This window comes from Nitrincola sp. (assembly GCF_048264025.1).
Lineage (GTDB): Bacteria > Pseudomonadota > Gammaproteobacteria > Pseudomonadales > Balneatricaceae > Nitrincola.
This window is the reverse complement of the sequence record NZ_JBLXDN010000034.1, coordinates 1-16,817: the sequence shown is the minus strand read 5'-3', so window position 1 is coordinate 16,817 and position 16,817 is coordinate 1. Positions and strand designations below refer to the sequence as shown.

Annotated in this window: 13 protein-coding genes and 1 pseudogene; 12 read left to right on the top strand and 2 right to left on the bottom strand. The window is 50.5% G+C overall.

Annotated features, from left to right (window positions below; all coding sequences use genetic code 11):
- Positions 1-4 precede the first annotated feature (4 nt).
- The 8 genes from ACN0R1_RS17305 to flgL all read left to right on the top strand — a co-directional run bounded on the left by ACN0R1_RS17305 (position 5) and on the right by flgL (position 10,302).
- The gene (locus tag ACN0R1_RS17305; protein ID WP_417585141.1) at positions 5-2,098 is read left to right on the top strand and encodes a flagellar hook-basal body complex protein; all 2,094 of its coding nucleotides are present in this window, start codon (positions 5-7) and stop codon (positions 2,096-2,098) included.
- A gap of 121 nt (positions 2,099-2,219) precedes the next feature.
- Complete coding sequence (gene flgF / locus ACN0R1_RS17300; protein WP_417585139.1) at positions 2,220-2,963, top strand: flagellar basal-body rod protein FlgF; 744 nt, start codon at positions 2,220-2,222, stop codon at positions 2,961-2,963.
- 15 nt (positions 2,964-2,978) lie between these two features.
- Positions 2,979-3,764 carry a flagellar basal-body rod protein FlgG gene (gene flgG, locus ACN0R1_RS17295; protein ID WP_417585137.1) on the top strand — a complete coding sequence of 262 codons (786 nt, stop codon included), beginning with the start codon at positions 2,979-2,981 and terminating at the stop codon, positions 3,762-3,764.
- Between the two features lie 36 nt (positions 3,765-3,800).
- Positions 3,801-4,466 carry a flagellar basal body L-ring protein FlgH gene (gene flgH, locus ACN0R1_RS17290; RefSeq protein WP_417585135.1) on the top strand — a complete coding sequence of 222 codons (666 nt, stop codon included), beginning with the start codon at positions 3,801-3,803 and terminating at the stop codon, positions 4,464-4,466.
- 10 nt (positions 4,467-4,476) lie between these two features.
- Entirely contained in the window at positions 4,477-5,577 is a 1,101-nt protein-coding gene (locus ACN0R1_RS17285; RefSeq protein ID WP_417585133.1) for a flagellar basal body P-ring protein FlgI, read from the top strand.
- Complete coding sequence (gene flgJ, locus ACN0R1_RS17280; protein WP_417585131.1) at positions 5,577-6,638, top strand: flagellar assembly peptidoglycan hydrolase FlgJ; 1,062 nt, start codon at positions 5,577-5,579, stop codon at positions 6,636-6,638. The genes ACN0R1_RS17285 and flgJ overlap by 1 nt, the downstream gene beginning before the upstream one ends.
- Positions 6,639-6,706: 68 nt before the next feature.
- On the top strand, positions 6,707-8,719 hold the full coding sequence (flgK, locus tag ACN0R1_RS17275) for a flagellar hook-associated protein FlgK (protein ID WP_417585129.1): 2,013 nt from the start codon (positions 6,707-6,709) through the stop codon (positions 8,717-8,719).
- 2 nt (positions 8,720-8,721) lie between these two features.
- Complete coding sequence (gene flgL / locus ACN0R1_RS17270; RefSeq protein ID WP_417585127.1) at positions 8,722-10,302, top strand: flagellar hook-associated protein FlgL; 1,581 nt, start codon at positions 8,722-8,724, stop codon at positions 10,300-10,302.
- A 17-nt stretch (positions 10,303-10,319) separates the two neighbouring features.
- Here flgL and ACN0R1_RS17265 read toward each other — a convergent pair whose 3' ends face one another.
- A complete protein-coding gene (locus ACN0R1_RS17265) occupies positions 10,320-10,640 on the bottom strand; it encodes a hypothetical protein (protein ID WP_417585125.1) in 321 nt (106 codons plus the stop codon).
- Between the two features lie 203 nt (positions 10,641-10,843).
- Here ACN0R1_RS17265 and ACN0R1_RS17260 point away from each other — a divergent pair, with 203 nt between their 5' ends.
- The 4 genes from ACN0R1_RS17260 (at position 10,844) to fliS (ending at position 15,875) form a co-directional block, all read left to right on the top strand.
- Positions 10,844-12,853, top strand: a complete 2,010-nt coding sequence (locus ACN0R1_RS17260) for a flagellin (RefSeq protein WP_417585123.1) — start codon at positions 10,844-10,846, stop codon at positions 12,851-12,853.
- A gap of 88 nt (positions 12,854-12,941) precedes the next feature.
- The gene (locus tag ACN0R1_RS17255) at positions 12,942-13,334 is read left to right on the top strand and encodes a flagellar protein FlaG (RefSeq protein WP_417585121.1); all 393 of its coding nucleotides are present in this window, start codon (positions 12,942-12,944) and stop codon (positions 13,332-13,334) included.
- A gap of 52 nt (positions 13,335-13,386) precedes the next feature.
- Entirely contained in the window at positions 13,387-15,426 is a 2,040-nt protein-coding gene (gene fliD / locus ACN0R1_RS17250) for a flagellar filament capping protein FliD (RefSeq protein ID WP_417585119.1), read from the top strand.
- A gap of 38 nt (positions 15,427-15,464) precedes the next feature.
- Positions 15,465-15,875 carry a flagellar export chaperone FliS gene (fliS, locus tag ACN0R1_RS17245; RefSeq protein ID WP_417585116.1) on the top strand — a complete coding sequence of 137 codons (411 nt, stop codon included), beginning with the start codon at positions 15,465-15,467 and terminating at the stop codon, positions 15,873-15,875.
- Positions 15,876-16,046: 171 nt separating this feature from the next.
- Here fliS and ACN0R1_RS17240 read toward each other — a convergent pair.
- Positions 16,047-16,817: pseudogene (locus tag ACN0R1_RS17240) on the bottom strand (IS3 family transposase); the annotation flags it as partial.

Sequence of the window (16,817 nt, the reverse complement as noted above, 5' to 3'; positions counted from 1 at the left end):
GAAAATGGCAGGTTTTAATACAGCTGTTACAGGCCTGAAGGCATCCACAACCCTGCTGGATGTGGCGGGTAACAACATCGCCAACTCCAGTACCGTTGGCTTCAAGTCTTCCCGTACCGAGTTTGGTGATATTTACGCTACGGCAGTAGTCGGTGCCGGTTCATCCAATACCCCAGGCTCGGGTGTGACCGTAACTGATATCGCTCAGGATTTCAGTGGCGGCACCATTGAATTCACCAACAGCAACCTTGACCTGGCGATCAACGGCTCTGGTTTCTTCATGCTGGATGATGGTCAGGGCAACCTGACTTACACCCGCGCGGGTGCTTTCGAACTGGATAAAGACGGCAATATTGTCAGTAAAAATGGCAAATACCTGCAGGGGTATGGATTGGACGCTCAGGGCAATCAGCTTCCTATCCAGAACTTGTCTGTTACTGAGAAGGAAAGTCCGCCTAAGGCAACGGAACGTGTCGATATGGCATTCAATATCGATGCCAACGAGAATGCCGAGGACTTGAATATTCCGTTTGCTAAAACGGATCCCAATTCCTACACCTACTCAACGACAGTCGGTACATTCGACAGTTTGGGTAATGAGCAGAGTATTCGTTTCTACTTTGCTGAACAGCGACCGGTTCGTGAAGAGCATACCTATTCAGACGTTGCCTGGGATGGGGCTGCTTTGGATTTTACCAGTGCAGCGCTATCAGGCTTTAACCTTGATCTGGCCTCGAACTCTGGTGGCACGGAAGACCCTAATACCTTGTACTTCGATGATTCAGGCACTGCTCCGTACGCATTGACATCTGAATCAATCTCCAAGCTGGCGGGTGAGCCTTCCAATATTGATGGTGACCCCCGAATTGACCCCAACACAGTGCGTTTAACGGATACCGGTGACCTGTCATTTGAAGTCAAAGCTGAGTTTGTTGCTTATGGTGACTTTGTTGTCACTAATTACGATGGTACCGAGGCGGTTGGCAATGTTGGCGAGCGAAGCGCCAGTGAAGTACAGGCACTAACGCTTAACGAGGCTGACGGTGCGATCTTCACCTCAGAGATTTTGCAGCAGGATGTTACCGTTACCGTTGCGGGGATTGAAATCACCGTCAAAGTACCTACTGCTGCAGGTGAAACCAAAACTCTTGACCAGGTAGGCCAGGAGATTGCCAGCAAAGAGCAGGAAATCCTTGATAAGAACCCGGATATCGAATCCGTATCCTATGACACCGATACTAACCAGATCAGGATTACCTGGAAGCCTGAAGCGGGAGATGTAGGTCGAGTTGTTTCAGGTGGTGCTGATGCAAATGACCTCTTCTACACTGAGGTGTTAAACAGCCAGACTGTTCCTCAAGTGACAGTACTTGAGACTGGTGATAACTCTTTCATCGGTGCTTACCGCACTTATGCTTTCTTGAATGACACGGATCAGCTGGATATGGGCAAGATGCTTGATCCAGGTGAAACCAGCCCGGATAACAAAAGTACTGAAGTTGGCCCGATCATGATCAACTTCAATTCAACTACCGGTGTCTTGGAAGCGGTCAATGGCCAGGATGTAGCTTCTACCGGTCAGGCGCCTTCCATCACTATTCTGGGTGCTGACCCCGCAAACCCGCTGGATCAGATACTGGATTCGGATGTGGATCAGCTTGCAGGCCTGCAATTGGATATCTCAGGCTCCAGTCAGTTTGCATCTGAATCTATTGTAAAAAGCCAGCAGCAGGATGGTTACACAAAGGGTGACCTGATCGGTGTGAGTTTTGCTGAAACGGGTGAAATGGTCGCGAGTTACAGTAATGGACAGCGCGCAAACCTTGGTTTGGTTTCAATTGCGACGTTTGAAAACCAGGATGGCCTTCAGCCCAGTGGTAACACTGAGTGGATTGCGACTCTGGCATCAGGCAACGCGATCATGAACCCGCCAGGAACGGGGCTGAACGGTACTCTGCGTTCCGCGGCGTTGGAGCAATCCAACGTAGATCTGTCTGAGGAGCTGGTTAAGCTGATTGAAGGTCAGCGCAACTTCCAGGCGAACTCTAAAACGCTGGAAACATTGAATACAGTGACGCAGGCAATACTGCAGATCTGATTCTGCGCCTTTGCCTCTGATATAAAAACCGGACCTTGGTCCGGTTTTTTCGTTTATGGCATGCAGCTTGCTTAATATCCATTACAGCCACAGAAACGGCAATCCTTTACCGGAGCAGTTGATGGACAAGGTTCTTTACGTTGCCATGACAGGCGCACGCGAAAATATGCGGGCCCAGCAGGCACATGCCAACAATCTGGCGAACGCCACGACGACCGCATTCAAGAGCGATCTTGAACAAGCGCGCTCCATGCGCGTTCTGGGAGATGGCTATGAGTCTCGTGTGTACTCCATGAGTGAGCGTCCGGGGACCAACCTGGATAGTGGCACCCTAATGCAGACGGGGCGTGATCTGGATATCGCTGTTGATGGCGATGGCTGGATCGCTGTCATTGGTCCAGACGGAAATGAGGTCTATACCCGTAATGGTGGGCTGCAGATCAATGCCGCAAACCAGTTGGTAACGGGCAGCGGTTTGCCGGTAATGGGCAACGGCGGTATTCCCATCGTTTTGCCACCTGCTGAAAAAATAGACATTGCTACCGATGGCACTATCACCATTCGTCCATTAGGTGAAAATGCCACCGAAATTGCTTTGGTTGACCAGATCAAACTGGTTCAGCCGGAAGCCGGTGCGCTGTATAAGGGGCAGGATGGATTTATGCATACCGATAATAATGTGCCCCTTCCGCCCGCGCTGAATGTTCAGGTGCGCTCCGGGTATCTGGAAGCCAGCAATGTGAATGCGGTTGATGATCTTACGTCGATGATCAGTCTGTCTCGTCAGTTCGAGATGCAGGTGAAAATGATGAAAACCGCTGAAGAGAATTCATCCAAGGCAGCCGAAGTGCTGAGCTTGAACTGATAAGGAGATAAAACGATGCATGGTGCACTGCACGTCGCTAAAACGGGTTTGAGCGCTCAGGATACTCAGCTAAAGGTTATCTCCAACAACCTGGCTAACGTGAGTACCGTTGGCTTCAAGAAAGACCGTTTGGAATTTGAGGACCTGCTCTATCAAGTTCGTCGTCAGCCCGGTGCTGCGACAGGAGAAGACTCTCAGCTTCCGTCTGGCTTGCAGGTTGGCAGTGGTGTCCGGACGGTAGGTACTCAGAAACTGTTTTTTACCGGTGATATGCAGATCACTGATCAGACATTCGACCTGGCAATTAACGGCCGCGGTTTCCTGCAGGTGCAGATGCCCAATGGTGAAATTGGCTACACCCGAAACGGAGAGCTGCACCTGGACGGTGAGAATCGCCTAGTAACGGCAGAAGGTTATCCGATCGAGCCAGCCATCACACTACCCGGTGAAGTGACTAATTTTTCAGTGGGTGGCGATGGTACCGTCAGTGTGACCATTGCTGGCGATGCCAATCCGACAGAGCTTGGGCAGTTGGAAACAGCTGACTTCGTCAACCCTCAAGGCTTGCTCGCTATAGGGCAGAATCTGTTTACAGAAACAGCCGCTAGCGGTGCGCCTATCGTTGGAGTCCCTGGTGAAGAAGGCCGAGGCATACTCAAACAGGGCATGTTGGAAGGCTCTAACGTGAATGCTGTTGAGGAACTGGTGGATATGATCACCACTCAGCGTGCGTATGAAATGAATTCAAAGGTCATCTCGACCGCTGATGAAATGCTGGGCTATGTCAGCCAGCAGCTCTAATCTGAATAGCTCCGGGGTAGAATGATGAAAGCGGTGATGCGAGTAGGTGTTTTGTTTGCGGTGGCTGCGCTTACAGGCTGTGTCAGTAAGCCGCCTGAGCCCGACAATCCCTACTATGCGCCGATCCAGCCTGCCCAGATGCAGCAGCCCAAAGCAGTTGATGGCGCTATCTATCAGGCGGGTGCGGGTATGGATCTGTACGGCGATGGCCGTGCGCATCGCGTAGGCGACATTCTCACGATTCAGCTGACCGAAAGTACTCAGTCATCCAAGAGTGCAACAACATCGGTGAGCAAAGACAATAGTGTCTCTATTGGTGCTCCTACCGTGCTGGGGCAGCAGCTGAGTGTGTTTGGGAATCCCTTAAGTGCTTCTGCCGAAACTACCAGTAGCTTTGATGGTGATGGCAGCTCGGATATGAGCAACAGCCTGAACGGCAACATCACTGTGACAGTCCATCAGATCTTGCCGAATGGAACCATGTTGGTCCGCGGTGAAAAATGGCTGACGTTGAATCAGGGCGACGAATACATTCGCATCAGCGGCTTGGTTCGCCCTCAAGATATAGGGCCGGATAACACCGTCGAATCGACGCGTTTGGCTGATGCTCGCATTTCCTATAGTGGTACTGGCGCCACCCATGATGCCAACGTGATGGGTTGGTTGGCGCGTTTCTTTATTAGCCCGCTCTGGCCGTTCTGAGGAACCTGACATGCGTACGATCTGGCAAGCATTGTTTTTTGCACTAACGTTTTCCTTGGCGGCGTTTTCCGTACAGGCTGAACGCCTAAAGGATATTACCAGTGTTGCTGGCGTACGAACCAACCAGTTGGTTGGTTATGGACTTGTTGTGGGTCTTGATGGTACCGGCGATAAAACCAGCTTTACCTCTCAGACCTTCCGCAACATGCTGAATAACTTCGGTGTTGCCATTCCGCCAGATGTAGACCCCCAGTCCAAGAACATTGCGGCAGTCGCTATTCATGCTGAGCTGCCGCCATTTGCCAAACCGGGGCAGTCAATAGACATTACCGTGTCGACCATTGGTGACGCAAAAAGCCTAAGGGGTGGTAGCCTGTTGATGGCACCCATGAAAGGTGCTGATGGCAATGTGTATGCCATTGCTCAGGGCAATCTGGTGGTCTCAGGGTTTGGTGTAGAGGGTAATGATGGTTCGCGTCTGTCATTGAATGTGCCCAGCGTTGGCCGTATTCCGAATGGCGCAACGGTTGAACGTACCGTGCCTAATGCCTTTGCACGTGGCGACAGTTTGATGTTTAACCTGAACCATCCTGACTTTACCACTGCGCGCCGAGTGGCCGAACAAATCAACAGCTTGTTGGGGCCGGACATGGCCCAGGCGCTGGATGCTGCGTCAATTCGTGTACGTGCACCGCGTGACCCGTCTCAGCGTGTGTCTTTTCTGTCCGTGCTTGAAAACCTTGAAGTCGATCCGGGCCAGGAAACTGCCAAGGTCATTATCAATTCGCGCACCGGCACTATCATCATTGGCCAGAATGTCCGTGTATCGCCAGTGGCCATTACTCATGGTGGTCTGACCGTAGCGATCAGTGAAAATGTGGATGTGACTCAGCCGAATGTACTTGGCGGAGGTCAGACAGTTGTCGCCCCTCGTACTGACATCACCATTGAAGAAGGCTCTGGTCGTATGTTTGAGTTTGCGCCCGGGGCCACGCTCAGTGATATCGTGGAGGCTGTCAATCAGGTAGGTGCTGCACCCGGCGACTTGATGGCTATACTTGAAGCATTGAAACAAGCAGGCGCGTTGAAAGCCGAGCTGGTGGTGATCTGATGGCCATTAAAAATGGTTTCGACCCTTCTTCAGCCTCCCTGTATACCGACCTGAATCAGCTGACAAAGTTGAAAACCCAGGCGATAGATGATCAACAGGCTGCGCTGAAAGGCGTAGCGCAGGAGTTTGAGCAACTGTTCATGAACATGATGCTCAAAAGCATGCGCCAGGCCAGTGATGTATTGGCATCGGATAGCCCGTTCAACTCCAGTGATGTGAAGTTTTATCAGGACATGTTTGACCAGCAGATGACGCTGGACCTGTCGAAAAAAGACAGTATCGGGCTGGCGGATATTATCGTTAAACAACTAAGCCAGCGTGCTGATGCTGTTGTTACGCCAACAGGCGATGACAACGAGCAAGAAGAGCGTCAGTCGCTGGTCGAGCAAATGCTTAATCGTGCGCTTAACACAGGGCCAATCAGTCAGCCAGCAGGACTTACATATATGGCGCCTGTCTCTGAGTCTGGGGCTGAGAATATTACAGTGGCTGCCGAAAATGACGAGTCACAGGAAAGTGCCGCCGTTACTGATCAGTCAGAAAATGAGCAACAGACGCAGCCGCAACGATTTGAGTCGCCTGCCGAGTTTGTAGCGTCTCTAATGCCATTGGCGGAAAAGGCGGCCAAAGCTCTGGGCGTTGCACCAACGGTGTTGCTGGCGCAAGCCGCGCTTGAAACCGGTTGGGGTAAGTTCGTCACACGAGATACGGCCAGCGGCAAAAGCAGTTTTAACCTGTTCAATATCAAGGCGGATAGTCGCTGGGAAGGTGACTCTGTGCAGGTTCAAACGCTGGAATATCGCGGTGGTGTGCCAGAAAAAGAGCAGGCACGATTTCGGGCCTATGGTAGTTATGCCGACAGTTTTGCCGATTATGTGGACTTTCTTCAGAGCAATCCTCGCTATCAGCAGGCGCTGGAGCAGGCTGAAGATCCCAATCGGTTTGTGCGGGAACTTCACTCGGCCGGCTATGCTACCGACCCCGAATACGCCAGCAAAATTGAGCGAATTTTTAACGGTGAGTTGCTGGCGGCAGCCAGCCAGACCGCTCAAGAAAGCTGATTTCTGGCCGATATAACGTTGAATCAAAGTAAATGGCGCAGAGTAGCTCTGCACCCCGGAGAACAACCATGAGTAGCAGTATCCTGAATATCGGTGTTCAGGCACTGAATGCCAACCAAACGGCACTGTCCTATACGGGGCAGAACATTGCGAATGTGAATACTGAAGGCTATACCCGTCAGACGGTTACCTTTAGTACTCAGCAGCCGCCGATACTGGGTGTGGAAGTTACGGATATCAACCGTATTACCGACCAGTTTCTAGTGCGTCAGGTTTGGTCGGATACTTCTGCGCTCAGCAGTAACCAGGCTTTCTCCGAAAAAATTGCATTGTTGGACAAAATGCTGGTGTCCGAGTCCAGTAGTTTGTCTTCCTCAATGGATAGCTACTTTGAGTCGTTGCAACAGGTGGTGGATGACCCGCTGTTCATCGCTAACCGTGAGCTGTTTTTGGCTGAAGCACAGTCGCTTACCAACGCATTTACTGACTTCGATGCCAATCTGCGCGAGCAGGGGGAATTGATCAATACTGAGCTGCGCAGTATGACTAATACTGTCAACTCTATTACGCAAAATATTGCTGAGTTGAATGTTCAGATCGGTACTCTGGTAGCAGCGGGCCAGAATTCAAACGCCTTGCAAGACAAGCGTGACATGTTGGTGAAAGAGCTGTCGGGCTATGTCTCCATCAATGTGATTGAGGAAAAAGGCTCTAACTACAATGTCATGATGGGCCAAGGGCAGCCACTGGTTATTGGTAGTTCCGCCGCACAGCTGCAACTCAGGAATAGTGAGTCGGACCCTTCTCAGCTCGATATTTTCATGGTTAACGGCAATATATCTGCCAATGTAACCGGTCAGCTGGGCCAAGGTGCTATCGGTGGCCTACAGCAATATCAAACTGAAGTTTTGAACCCCACTATCAATGAAGTGGGCCGTTTGGCCATTGTGTTCACAGAAACCATGAATGAACAGCACCGTAAAGGTATGGATCTGAATGGTGACTTTGGCGAAAACCTGTTCTCACCCATTGAGACCGGCCAAGTAACGGCCAATAGCACCAACAAAACTTCAGCCAGCAGCGCCTATGTGAATTTTTACGATGTAACCGAGCTGACGGCCAGTGATTACGAAGTGAAGTTCGATGGTATCGATAGCTTCATTGTTACGCGGTTGAGTGATGGTCGAAAGTTCGACATGTCTGAATTCACTGATTTGGCCAGCCTGCCAGCCGATCAGCAAACCCTATCTCAGGATAAAGTGTTCGAATGGGTCGATAACCGGCTGAAAATCAGCATGGATGGTATGACCGTTCATCTGGATGCGTCCAGCAGCTATTCGGTCGGCGACAGCTTCCTGGTGCAGCCTACACGCACCGGTGCTCAGCTGATGGATACAGAAATTACCAACCCCAAACTTCTGGCGCTGGCATCGCCGCTACGTGTCGAACCGTCTTCAACGAACAGTGGCAACGCGGAAATTACCGCAATTGAAATCACCAGCGCAAAAGACACCTCGGCCTTGCGTAGTGGCTCTGCGACTTTGCCGCTGGAAATCGTATTTAACGCACCCGCTGAAGGGAGTGATGTCCCTACTTTCACGGTGTACGACATGAGTGATCCTGATAATCCGGTGGTCTTCGATGATATGGAAAATCTTGTCTATACAGAAGGCGAGCCTATCGTACTGGAAGACTATCAGATCACTTTGGATAACCAGCCCAATGCGGGGGATCGGTTTACTATTGAGCGAAACACTGATGGTTATTCGGATAATACCAATGCATTGGCAATGTCTGATTTCCAGAACAAGCCTTTGGTCAATGGCTTTAGTTATCAGGATACCTATGGTCAGTTGCTGGCCCAGGTTGGGACTCAGGCCAGTACCTCCGAAATTGCGTACGCGTCCAGCAAAGCGGTGCTTACGTCCAGTGAAAATGCCCTGCAAAGTGTTGCCGGTGTTAACCTGGATGAAGAAGCAGCCAACCTGGTCAAGTTCCAGCAGGCATATTCTGCGTCTGCACAGCTGATCTCCACCTTCCAAACCATTTTTGACAGCCTCATCAGCGCTGTAAGGAGATAATAATGCGTATCTCTACCGGCCAAATCTTTACTAATGCCAGTAACAGCATGATGGATAACCAGACATCGCTGCTGGATATTCAAGACAAAATGTCCAGTGGTAAGCAGTTCACCCGTCTGGCGGATGATCCCGTTGGGGCGAGCCAGGTTGTGAGTTTGAAACGTGAGCTCGCCCAGTTGGAAATGTTCAATACCAACATTGATGCTTCCCGTCGTCGTTTGGAGCTGGAAGAAACGACGCTGGGCGACCTGAATACAGCACAGGATCGCATGCGAGAGCTGGTTGTTTACGCCGCTAATGGAGTACTGAGCGATGCTGATAGGGCCATCATCGCGACTGAACTTGAAGAGCTGGTGGAATATTCTGCGGGTCTGATGAATACCCGTGATGCCAAGGGTGAGTACCTGTTTTCAGGCTCTCAGGGCAATATTCAAACCTATGCGCAAACGGGTAGCCGGTATACCTATCAGGGCGATGCCTCCAACCGTGATATTCAGGTATCCAGTGCTCTGTATGTTCAATCAACGGATAACGGTCGCTATCTGTTTGAGTCGATTACAGATGAGCCAACCCTTAAAGCAACGGGAGCTCTGAGAAGTGCGTTGGGCGAAGAGTCGGTGAATGTAACTGATGTTGATGCCTTTGAAGCCTTTATGCGCACAGCCGGTGATTTATCGGTTGAAGTCGACCAGTATGTTGATGGTGGAGGCACTACCGTCAGCACTTATACCTTGAGAGACAGTACCGGTAAGGTCGTGCTGGATACTAATGATAATCCGCTTCAGGGTATCGCCTTTACTAATGGCAATGTACCGGGTATCGAACTCCCGGGTGCAACCGTTAGTCTTGATCTTGCGGAGCCTATCGCGCCAGCACCCTCCTCATTAGGTGTGTATGGTCCAGATTCCGCTATGCTCGATGTGGCGAATGTATCGTCTGAGTCTGATTTCCTTGAACTTATGCGAGAAACGTCTGGTGATATTTCGATAGGGGCTTCTTTTGATGAAGGCTCAGGGCAATACACTTACGAAGTAACGGATCAGGCCGGTAATGTTCTGGCAACAGCCACAGGTGCGGCTAATCAGACTGTAAACCTGGGTGGCCCGCCTGCGGTAAGTTTCGATCTTGATATGTCATCGGTCACATCAACGGCAGCAGCTGCCTTTGCCGTTGATACGCCCGCAACGTCTGAACTCAAACTGCAGTTTGAGCAACCGCCAACCAATATATTGAACGCGGTGATGGAAACCGTTGAGTTGATGCGTGAGCCGGTGGAAGGAACTACCACGGCTAAAACGGAACTGAATGATCGTTTTGCATTAATGCTGGATCAACTGAATCAGTCGCAGGAACGTCTGTCCGAGGCAACCTCTACCCTGGGGGCGCGTATTAACAAGTTGGATAAGGCTGAGCTGAGCAACACGGACTTCCAGCTCATGACCGAAAGTACCCTGTCTGCGGTTCAGGATCTGGATTACGCAGCGGCATCGACGGAGCTGGCCAAGCGCAAGCTATCGCTCGAAGCGACCTATGCCAGTTTTACCCAAATAAAGGACCTGAGCTTGTTTAACTACATTCGATAAGGTCTTAGGCAGAACTGTTACCTAAAGCGGTCGTAGGCCTTGCGCGCCTTATCGGCCGCTTTCAGTTTCTGGAAGGCTTCGCCTGCCTCATCCTTCTTCAACTCAAGTAGCTGCATGGCCCGCTGTTCCAGTTCCTGAGCTTCATTTAACAGGCTGCGACAGCCTACCAGTACATCTCTGGGGTAAGGGCACCGGCTTTCGTGGTCGAGTTCAGACACCAGCTCTTCCCTGTGCCGTTGCAGGGGCTCAATCGCTTCAAGTTCCCCTTGCTCGCATAGCTCCAAAAGAGCTTTGGTCGCCTGCAGTAGCTCAAGCGACAATGCCATTATCTTGTCCATCAATTTTCCTCGTATTTTGTCTAATGCTGAGTCTGACGCGGCCGATATAAGTATTCAAGGACAGCAAGGGCGTAGAAAAAAGATTTAAAGCTTCTGTCGCCCAAGCCGATACATTGAGTACACGGCGTTAAACGCCTCCCGATTTTAAGACTTATTGCATACAGCCGGCCCAAACAGCGGTCGCTATCTGAGGAGATACACTCATGGCAATGGTAATTAACTCCAATATCATGTCGCTGAACGCCCAGAATCAGCTGACCAAAACAAACAACGATCTGAACACCGCAATGGAGCGTTTGACCAGCGGTAAGCGTATCAACTCCGCAGCAGATGACGCTGCAGGTCTGGCAATTTCCAACCGAATGACCTCTCAGGTACGTGGTTTGGATCAGGCTGTACGTAACGCTAACGACGGTATCTCCCTGATTCAGACTGCCGAGGGCGCCCTGGAAGAGTCCACTAACATTCTGCAGCGTATGCGCGAACTGTCTATCCAGTCTGCGAACGGTACCTACTCTGAAGGTAACCGCTCTACACTGAATGCTGAGGTTGCTCAGCTGAAAGAAGAGCTGAACCGTATTTCTGAAACCACTGCTTTTAACGGTCAGAAAATCTTGGATGGCTCTCTGGGCAAGGTTGATCTGCAGGTAGGTTCTGAAGCTAACGAAACGATCGGCTTTGAAATACAGGCGATGGATGCTAAAACTCTGGGTCTTGGTTCAACCAGTGTTGATCAGCTTGGCGGTGAAAACAGCCTCGTAGCTGATACGACTGCATTGGGTAACAACGACATCATGATCAACGGTCAGTCTATTTTGGCAGTAGGTGAAACTTGGACTGGTGGTACAGATGACATGGATGAGTTGATTGACAAAATCAATACCAATGTCAACGGTGTAACCGCAAGCACCGTAGTTAGCACTACCGGCGACGCCGTTGGTGATGGTATTTTGGCAGAGGGCGAAAGCTTTACAGTTGCTATTACTAAGCTGGATGGCACAGCTACGTCAATTGAAGTCACTGATACAGAAAATCTTGAAGAGCTTACAGATAAATTGAATGCTGAAGGCGGTGGTCTGATTTCTGCAACGATTGGTGATGATGGCAAACTCAGTATTAGTGCGGAGAATATTGAATCGTTCACGATTACAGATGGTGCTGATGCGGGTGGCACAATCGCTGGTGCTTCTACAGCATCCATTGCTTTGACTTCTGATAATGGTGATGAAATCACAGTTGAGCGTGGTGCCAATGGTACTTTGACTGATCTTGAGCAATTCGGCTTCCGCGAGAGCAATGAGGCCGGTGTAATTGAAGGTGATGCTGTCGATGCGAATGAATTTGCAGTGGGTGATCTTAAGATCAATGGTGTCTCAGTTGGTGCTAGCGACAGCGGTGGCCTGACAGATAAAATTGATGCGATTAATGCGGTTAGTGACGACACAGGTGTAACTGCTACTGCATTCACTTCTACTGAAATTGACTTTTCATCTGTAGATACCTCTTCTCTTACTGGTGGTAACATCGCTATTAATGGTGTCGATGTTGCAGTGACAGCAGGTACCTTGGAAGAAATAGCTGCTGAGATCAATGCTGAAACAGATAACACTGGTGTCACTGCGACTGTTTTGGGACAGCGCTTAGTGTTTGAAGGTGATGTGGCTTCAATTTCCTTCGGCAATGAATCCGGTGGTGATGGCCCCGAAGTCGCTCTGACAGATGGTACTAACGTTGCCCAATTTGGTGGTGCGGATATTGATAACACCGCAACTCAGGCAGGCGGTATCAAACTGGCATCAGAGAATGGTGGACCTATCAGCGTCGAGCATAAGGACGCAGCGGCTGAGGCTAAAACTGGTTTGCTGGATGCGAATACAGTCAGTGGTGGTAGTTATGGCGCTGCAGTGAACAGCATCGATATTTCTACTGTGAACGGTGCCCAGAAAGCAATTGGTATCATCGACAACGCTCTGGAAACCATCAACTCAACTCGTGGTGACTTGGGTGCGGTGAACAACCGTCTGGACTTCACCATTAACAACCTGTCCAGCATCTCTGAAAACGTGTCAGCGGCACGTTCTCGAATCGAAGATGCTGACTTCGCCAAGGAATCTGCAGCGCTGTCTCGCTCTCAGGTTCTGCAGCAGGCAGGTACTTCCATGCTGGCCCAGGCCAACGCAGCTCCTCAGCAGGTTCTGTCACTGCTGCAGTAAGCGATTAAAGAAGGCTAGAATACAGAATAGTCTTCTGATTACTGGGTCGCCCCGCCGGGGCGGCCCTTTTGAATGAGAGGTAAGGGTAATGAGTATCGAAACCTCTGGCATGTCCAACGCCCAAACCGTAGCAGTCAATACGGCGTCTTCCCGACAGCAGTCTGGACCTTCATCGGCGGGCATGGAGCCAGTCAGCACCGTTAATAACAGCACCTCCGCAGTCCAGCAGACCAATGGTCCTGAACAGACCGAGTTGTCGATGGAAAAACTACAGGATGCTGTCGAGAAGATGAATGAGCTGATGCAAAATGGTCGTCGCTCGTTGAACTTTTCAGTCGATGATTCAACCGAAAAGGTCGTAATCAAGGTAATGGATCTGGATACCGATGAAGTGGTAAGACAGATTCCCACCGAGGAAACGCTTAAATTTGCCGAATACCTTGAAGGTATGGTCGGTCTTATCTTTGATGAAACCGTCTGAATCGGCTTACCCATTCTGATAAGCTACTCGCAGGCATTATCAGGGAGGTTTTATGTCCAGTATCATTTCATCCCTGGGCGGTGGCTCAGGCATCGACACCCAGAATCTGGTTTCTCAGCTGACTGAAATTGAGCGCGCGCCTCGTGAGCAGCGCCTAGATGATCGTCAGGCGAAACTTGAAGCTCAGATTTCGGCCTATGGCACACTGAAAAGTGCGCTGTCAGAATTCCAGGGCCTTCTGTCTCCCTTGGGGACTTCTGACACCTTCAATGCTCGCTCAGTCGCTTTCCCTGATACCGATGTGATAACACCCAATTCTCTGGATGCGGGTGCCCAAACAGGTAGTTATCAGATTGAAGTACAGAGTATCGCCAGTGCGCAAACACTGGTGATGGGCAATAGTACGGATGCTAAAACGGCTTTGGGTGCAAGCGGCGAACTGACGATTCAGTTTGGTGAATGGGCCTATGATACAGACGACCTTCCCACCGGCTTTACGGTGAATGATGGTCAGGCTGCGTTAAATATCACGGTGGAATCGACCGACTCCCTGCAATCGATCGCCGAAAAAATTAACGACAGTGATTCCGGTATTCAGGCCAGCGTGATGAACGTGGACGGCCAATATCAGTTGATGCTGACGGCACCTTCAGGTGCTGAAAATGCCATGCAGATCAGTGTTTCCGACCCCTCGCTGGCTGATTTCGAATACAACATGTCGAACCTGACGGCGTTGGAAACGCAGCAAGCCAGTGATGCTGTGTTGAAGGTGAATGGACTCACGGTACATCGTGAAACCAATACCATTGATGACGTAATCAGTGGCTTCAACTTCACCCTCAATAAGGCTTCTGTGGGAGAAAAAATCAATTTCTCCGTTGATGCTGACAAAGGTGTGGCTGAACAGGCGATTCGAGACTTTGTCGAGGCGTACAACAGCTTTGTTACGACTGCCAAAAACCTGACCGGTTATACCAAGGATGAGGAAAACAACACTGTTCGAGGTGATCTAGCTACCGATGGTACCGCTAAAGCGCTGGTCAACCGCTTGCGAGAGCTGGTAACCAGTCAGGTAGAGGGGGTCGAGTCTGGCTTTACGGCACTGACTAACCTGGGCATTCGTACAGAATTGGATGGTAGCCTGTCGATTGATGAAGATGAGTTCAGTGATGCGATCAGTGATAACTTTGACCTGGTAGGCGAGCTCTTCGCACAAAAAGCGAGTACTACCAATCCCTACGTGGATGTGGGTATGGGCTCTCGCATTAGTAATGCGGTACCTGGTAACTACGATGTTGTTATTACCCAGGACCCGGCCAAGGGCAGCATGACCGGTGCTGGTATCGGTGCCTTGTTCGATACACCCCCTCTGGATGCCGATGCTGGTGATTATAGTTTCCAAATCAGTGTGAATGGCGTTAAGTCTGATCTGATTACGCTGACAGGGACATTTGATACGGCTGAAGACATGCGCGCAGAACTTCAGTCTTTGATCAACGGTGATGAAAAGCTCAAAGCCACTAATGCTGCTTTGGATGTGGGGTTTGATGACCTGACCGGGCAGTTTAGCTTCACCTCTCGTGAGTATGGTGCAAGCTCAAAGGTTCAGCTCAGTAACCAGGGTGCTGATATGGTAAACCTTGGTCTGGATAGCGGCAGTATCACAACAACTAATGGCCGTGATGTGGCAGGTACCATTAATGGTGTTCCAGGTTTTGGCGCCGGTGAGGTGCTGTTGCCTGAACTGGGTTCTGATGCTTATGGCTTAAATCTTAGTATCCGTCCGGGTGCGGCTGCAGAAGGGGCCTTCACCCTGAATTTCTCTCATGGCTTGGGCGGTACCCTGAATAACCTGATTGATAGTTTCTTGTCCAAAACGGGCAGTATCGCTAACCGTGAAGACAATATGACGTCACAGTTGGAAGGCATCAGTGATGACCGAGAAAAACTGGATCGACGTATGGAGCAGTATGAAGCGCGCTTAAGTGCTCAGTTCCTCGCCATGGAAAAGATTGTGACCAGTATGCAAAACACTGGTGACTCTCTTGATGGTATTCTCGATCGACTGCCATTCACCGCCAAGAACAACTAAGCTACGTATCGATATCACAAGTACGAGATTTTAACCGAATGATCAACAAAGCTCTGAACCAGTACAAAAGCGTCGATCTGAACACAGCTGTAGAGGCTGCCAGCCCGCATCAGTTGATCAGTATGCTGTTTCGCGGTGCGCTGGAGGCTCTGGCAAAGGCTGCGGGCGCTATCGAGCGTAAGGACATCCAACTGCGCACACAGCAGTTGAATAAAGCAAGCGAGATCATTGTAACGCTGAAGGGAAGTCTTAACCTGGAGCAGGGCGGTGAAGTTGCTGAAAACCTGGATGGTTTGTATGACTACATGCTGCGTACTCTGATGGAAGCTAACCGCGATAACGATGGTGCCAAGGCTAAAGAAGTGAGCGAGCTGATAGTCACCATTTCTGAAGGCTGGTCGCAGATTCCTGCTGAAGAACATCAGACGACTTCTTACAAAGAAGACTGATAGACACATTCTCACATTGATATTCAAACCGGGCTAAGGCCCGGTTTTGCGTTTATGACTTCCCAGTCACTTCATGATGAGCAGCGAAGAACCTGATGTGCTCGGACACTCCTCCGTCAAAGCACACAATGTGCTAAGCGCACCTATCACCTGATGACCTGCCCCCGACGTTTAATCCAACCGGCTTCTAGTAATGTTGTTGGTTGTTGAGTCTATTTCCTGCTGCCGGAACGCAGATGCGAACTCCAACTGGGTCTGGTAGCCCAGTGATGAGTGCGGTCGTTGTTCATTATAATCGGCTCGCCATTCACTGATGAGCTGCCGGGCCTAAGCCAAATCCCCAAACCAATGCTCATTCAGGCATTCATCCCTGAACTTGCCATTAAAGCTTTCGATATACCCGTTTTGCATCGGCTTTCCAGGCTGTATCAGCTTCAGTTCCACCTTGTTCTATAGGCCCACTGGTTCAGTGCTTTGCCTGTAAACTCCAGCCCTTGGTCCGTTCTGACAGCTTTCGGGTAGCCTCTGAATACCGCTATAGCATCGAGTACGCGACAGACCTGTTCGCCGGATATACCCAGCGCAACCGGTATATCCAGGCACTCTTTAGTGAAGTCATCCACGATCGTCAAACACTTGATGCGTCGGCCATTCGAGAGTGAATCCATGACAAAATCCATAGACCAGGTCTGGTTGGGTCGATCGGGCAGCGTCAGTGGCTGACGTTCCAGCATGATGCCTTTGCGGCGTTTACGCTTGCGAACGGCTAACCCAGCCTGCCGGTATAACCGATAGACCTTCTTATGGCTCACTTCGATGCCTTCTCGACGTAAGAGTTGATGGACGCGCCGATAGCCAAATCGGCGTCGCTCCAACGCGAGCTCCCGGATCCGTTCGGCTAACGCATCATTCTCGACGGAGTAGCGAGGCTCATAGCGCTGT

What these genes read in the sequence shown, in the direction of transcription:
- ACN0R1_RS17305 (WP_417585141.1), top strand. Translation starts at nt 5, where the DNA reads ATGGCAGGTTTTAATACAGCTGTTACAGGCCTGAAGGCATCCACAACC.
- flgF (WP_417585139.1), top strand. Translation starts at nt 2,220, where the DNA reads ATGGACAAGGTTCTTTACGTTGCCATGACAGGCGCACGCGAAAATATG.
- flgG (WP_417585137.1), top strand. Translation starts at nt 2,979, where the DNA reads ATGCATGGTGCACTGCACGTCGCTAAAACGGGTTTGAGCGCTCAGGAT.
- flgH (WP_417585135.1), top strand. Translation starts at nt 3,801, where the DNA reads ATGCGAGTAGGTGTTTTGTTTGCGGTGGCTGCGCTTACAGGCTGTGTC.
- ACN0R1_RS17285 (WP_417585133.1), top strand. Translation starts at nt 4,477, where the DNA reads ATGCGTACGATCTGGCAAGCATTGTTTTTTGCACTAACGTTTTCCTTG.
- flgJ (WP_417585131.1), top strand. Translation starts at nt 5,577, where the DNA reads ATGGCCATTAAAAATGGTTTCGACCCTTCTTCAGCCTCCCTGTATACC.
- flgK (WP_417585129.1), top strand. Translation starts at nt 6,707, where the DNA reads ATGAGTAGCAGTATCCTGAATATCGGTGTTCAGGCACTGAATGCCAAC.
- flgL (WP_417585127.1), top strand. Translation starts at nt 8,722, where the DNA reads ATGCGTATCTCTACCGGCCAAATCTTTACTAATGCCAGTAACAGCATG.
- ACN0R1_RS17265 (WP_417585125.1), bottom strand. Translation starts at nt 10,640, where the DNA reads ATGGACAAGATAATGGCATTGTCGCTTGAGCTACTGCAGGCGACCAAA.
- ACN0R1_RS17260 (WP_417585123.1), top strand. Translation starts at nt 10,844, where the DNA reads ATGGCAATGGTAATTAACTCCAATATCATGTCGCTGAACGCCCAGAAT.
- ACN0R1_RS17255 (WP_417585121.1), top strand. Translation starts at nt 12,942, where the DNA reads ATGAGTATCGAAACCTCTGGCATGTCCAACGCCCAAACCGTAGCAGTC.
- fliD (WP_417585119.1), top strand. Translation starts at nt 13,387, where the DNA reads ATGTCCAGTATCATTTCATCCCTGGGCGGTGGCTCAGGCATCGACACC.
- fliS (WP_417585116.1), top strand. Translation starts at nt 15,465, where the DNA reads ATGATCAACAAAGCTCTGAACCAGTACAAAAGCGTCGATCTGAACACA.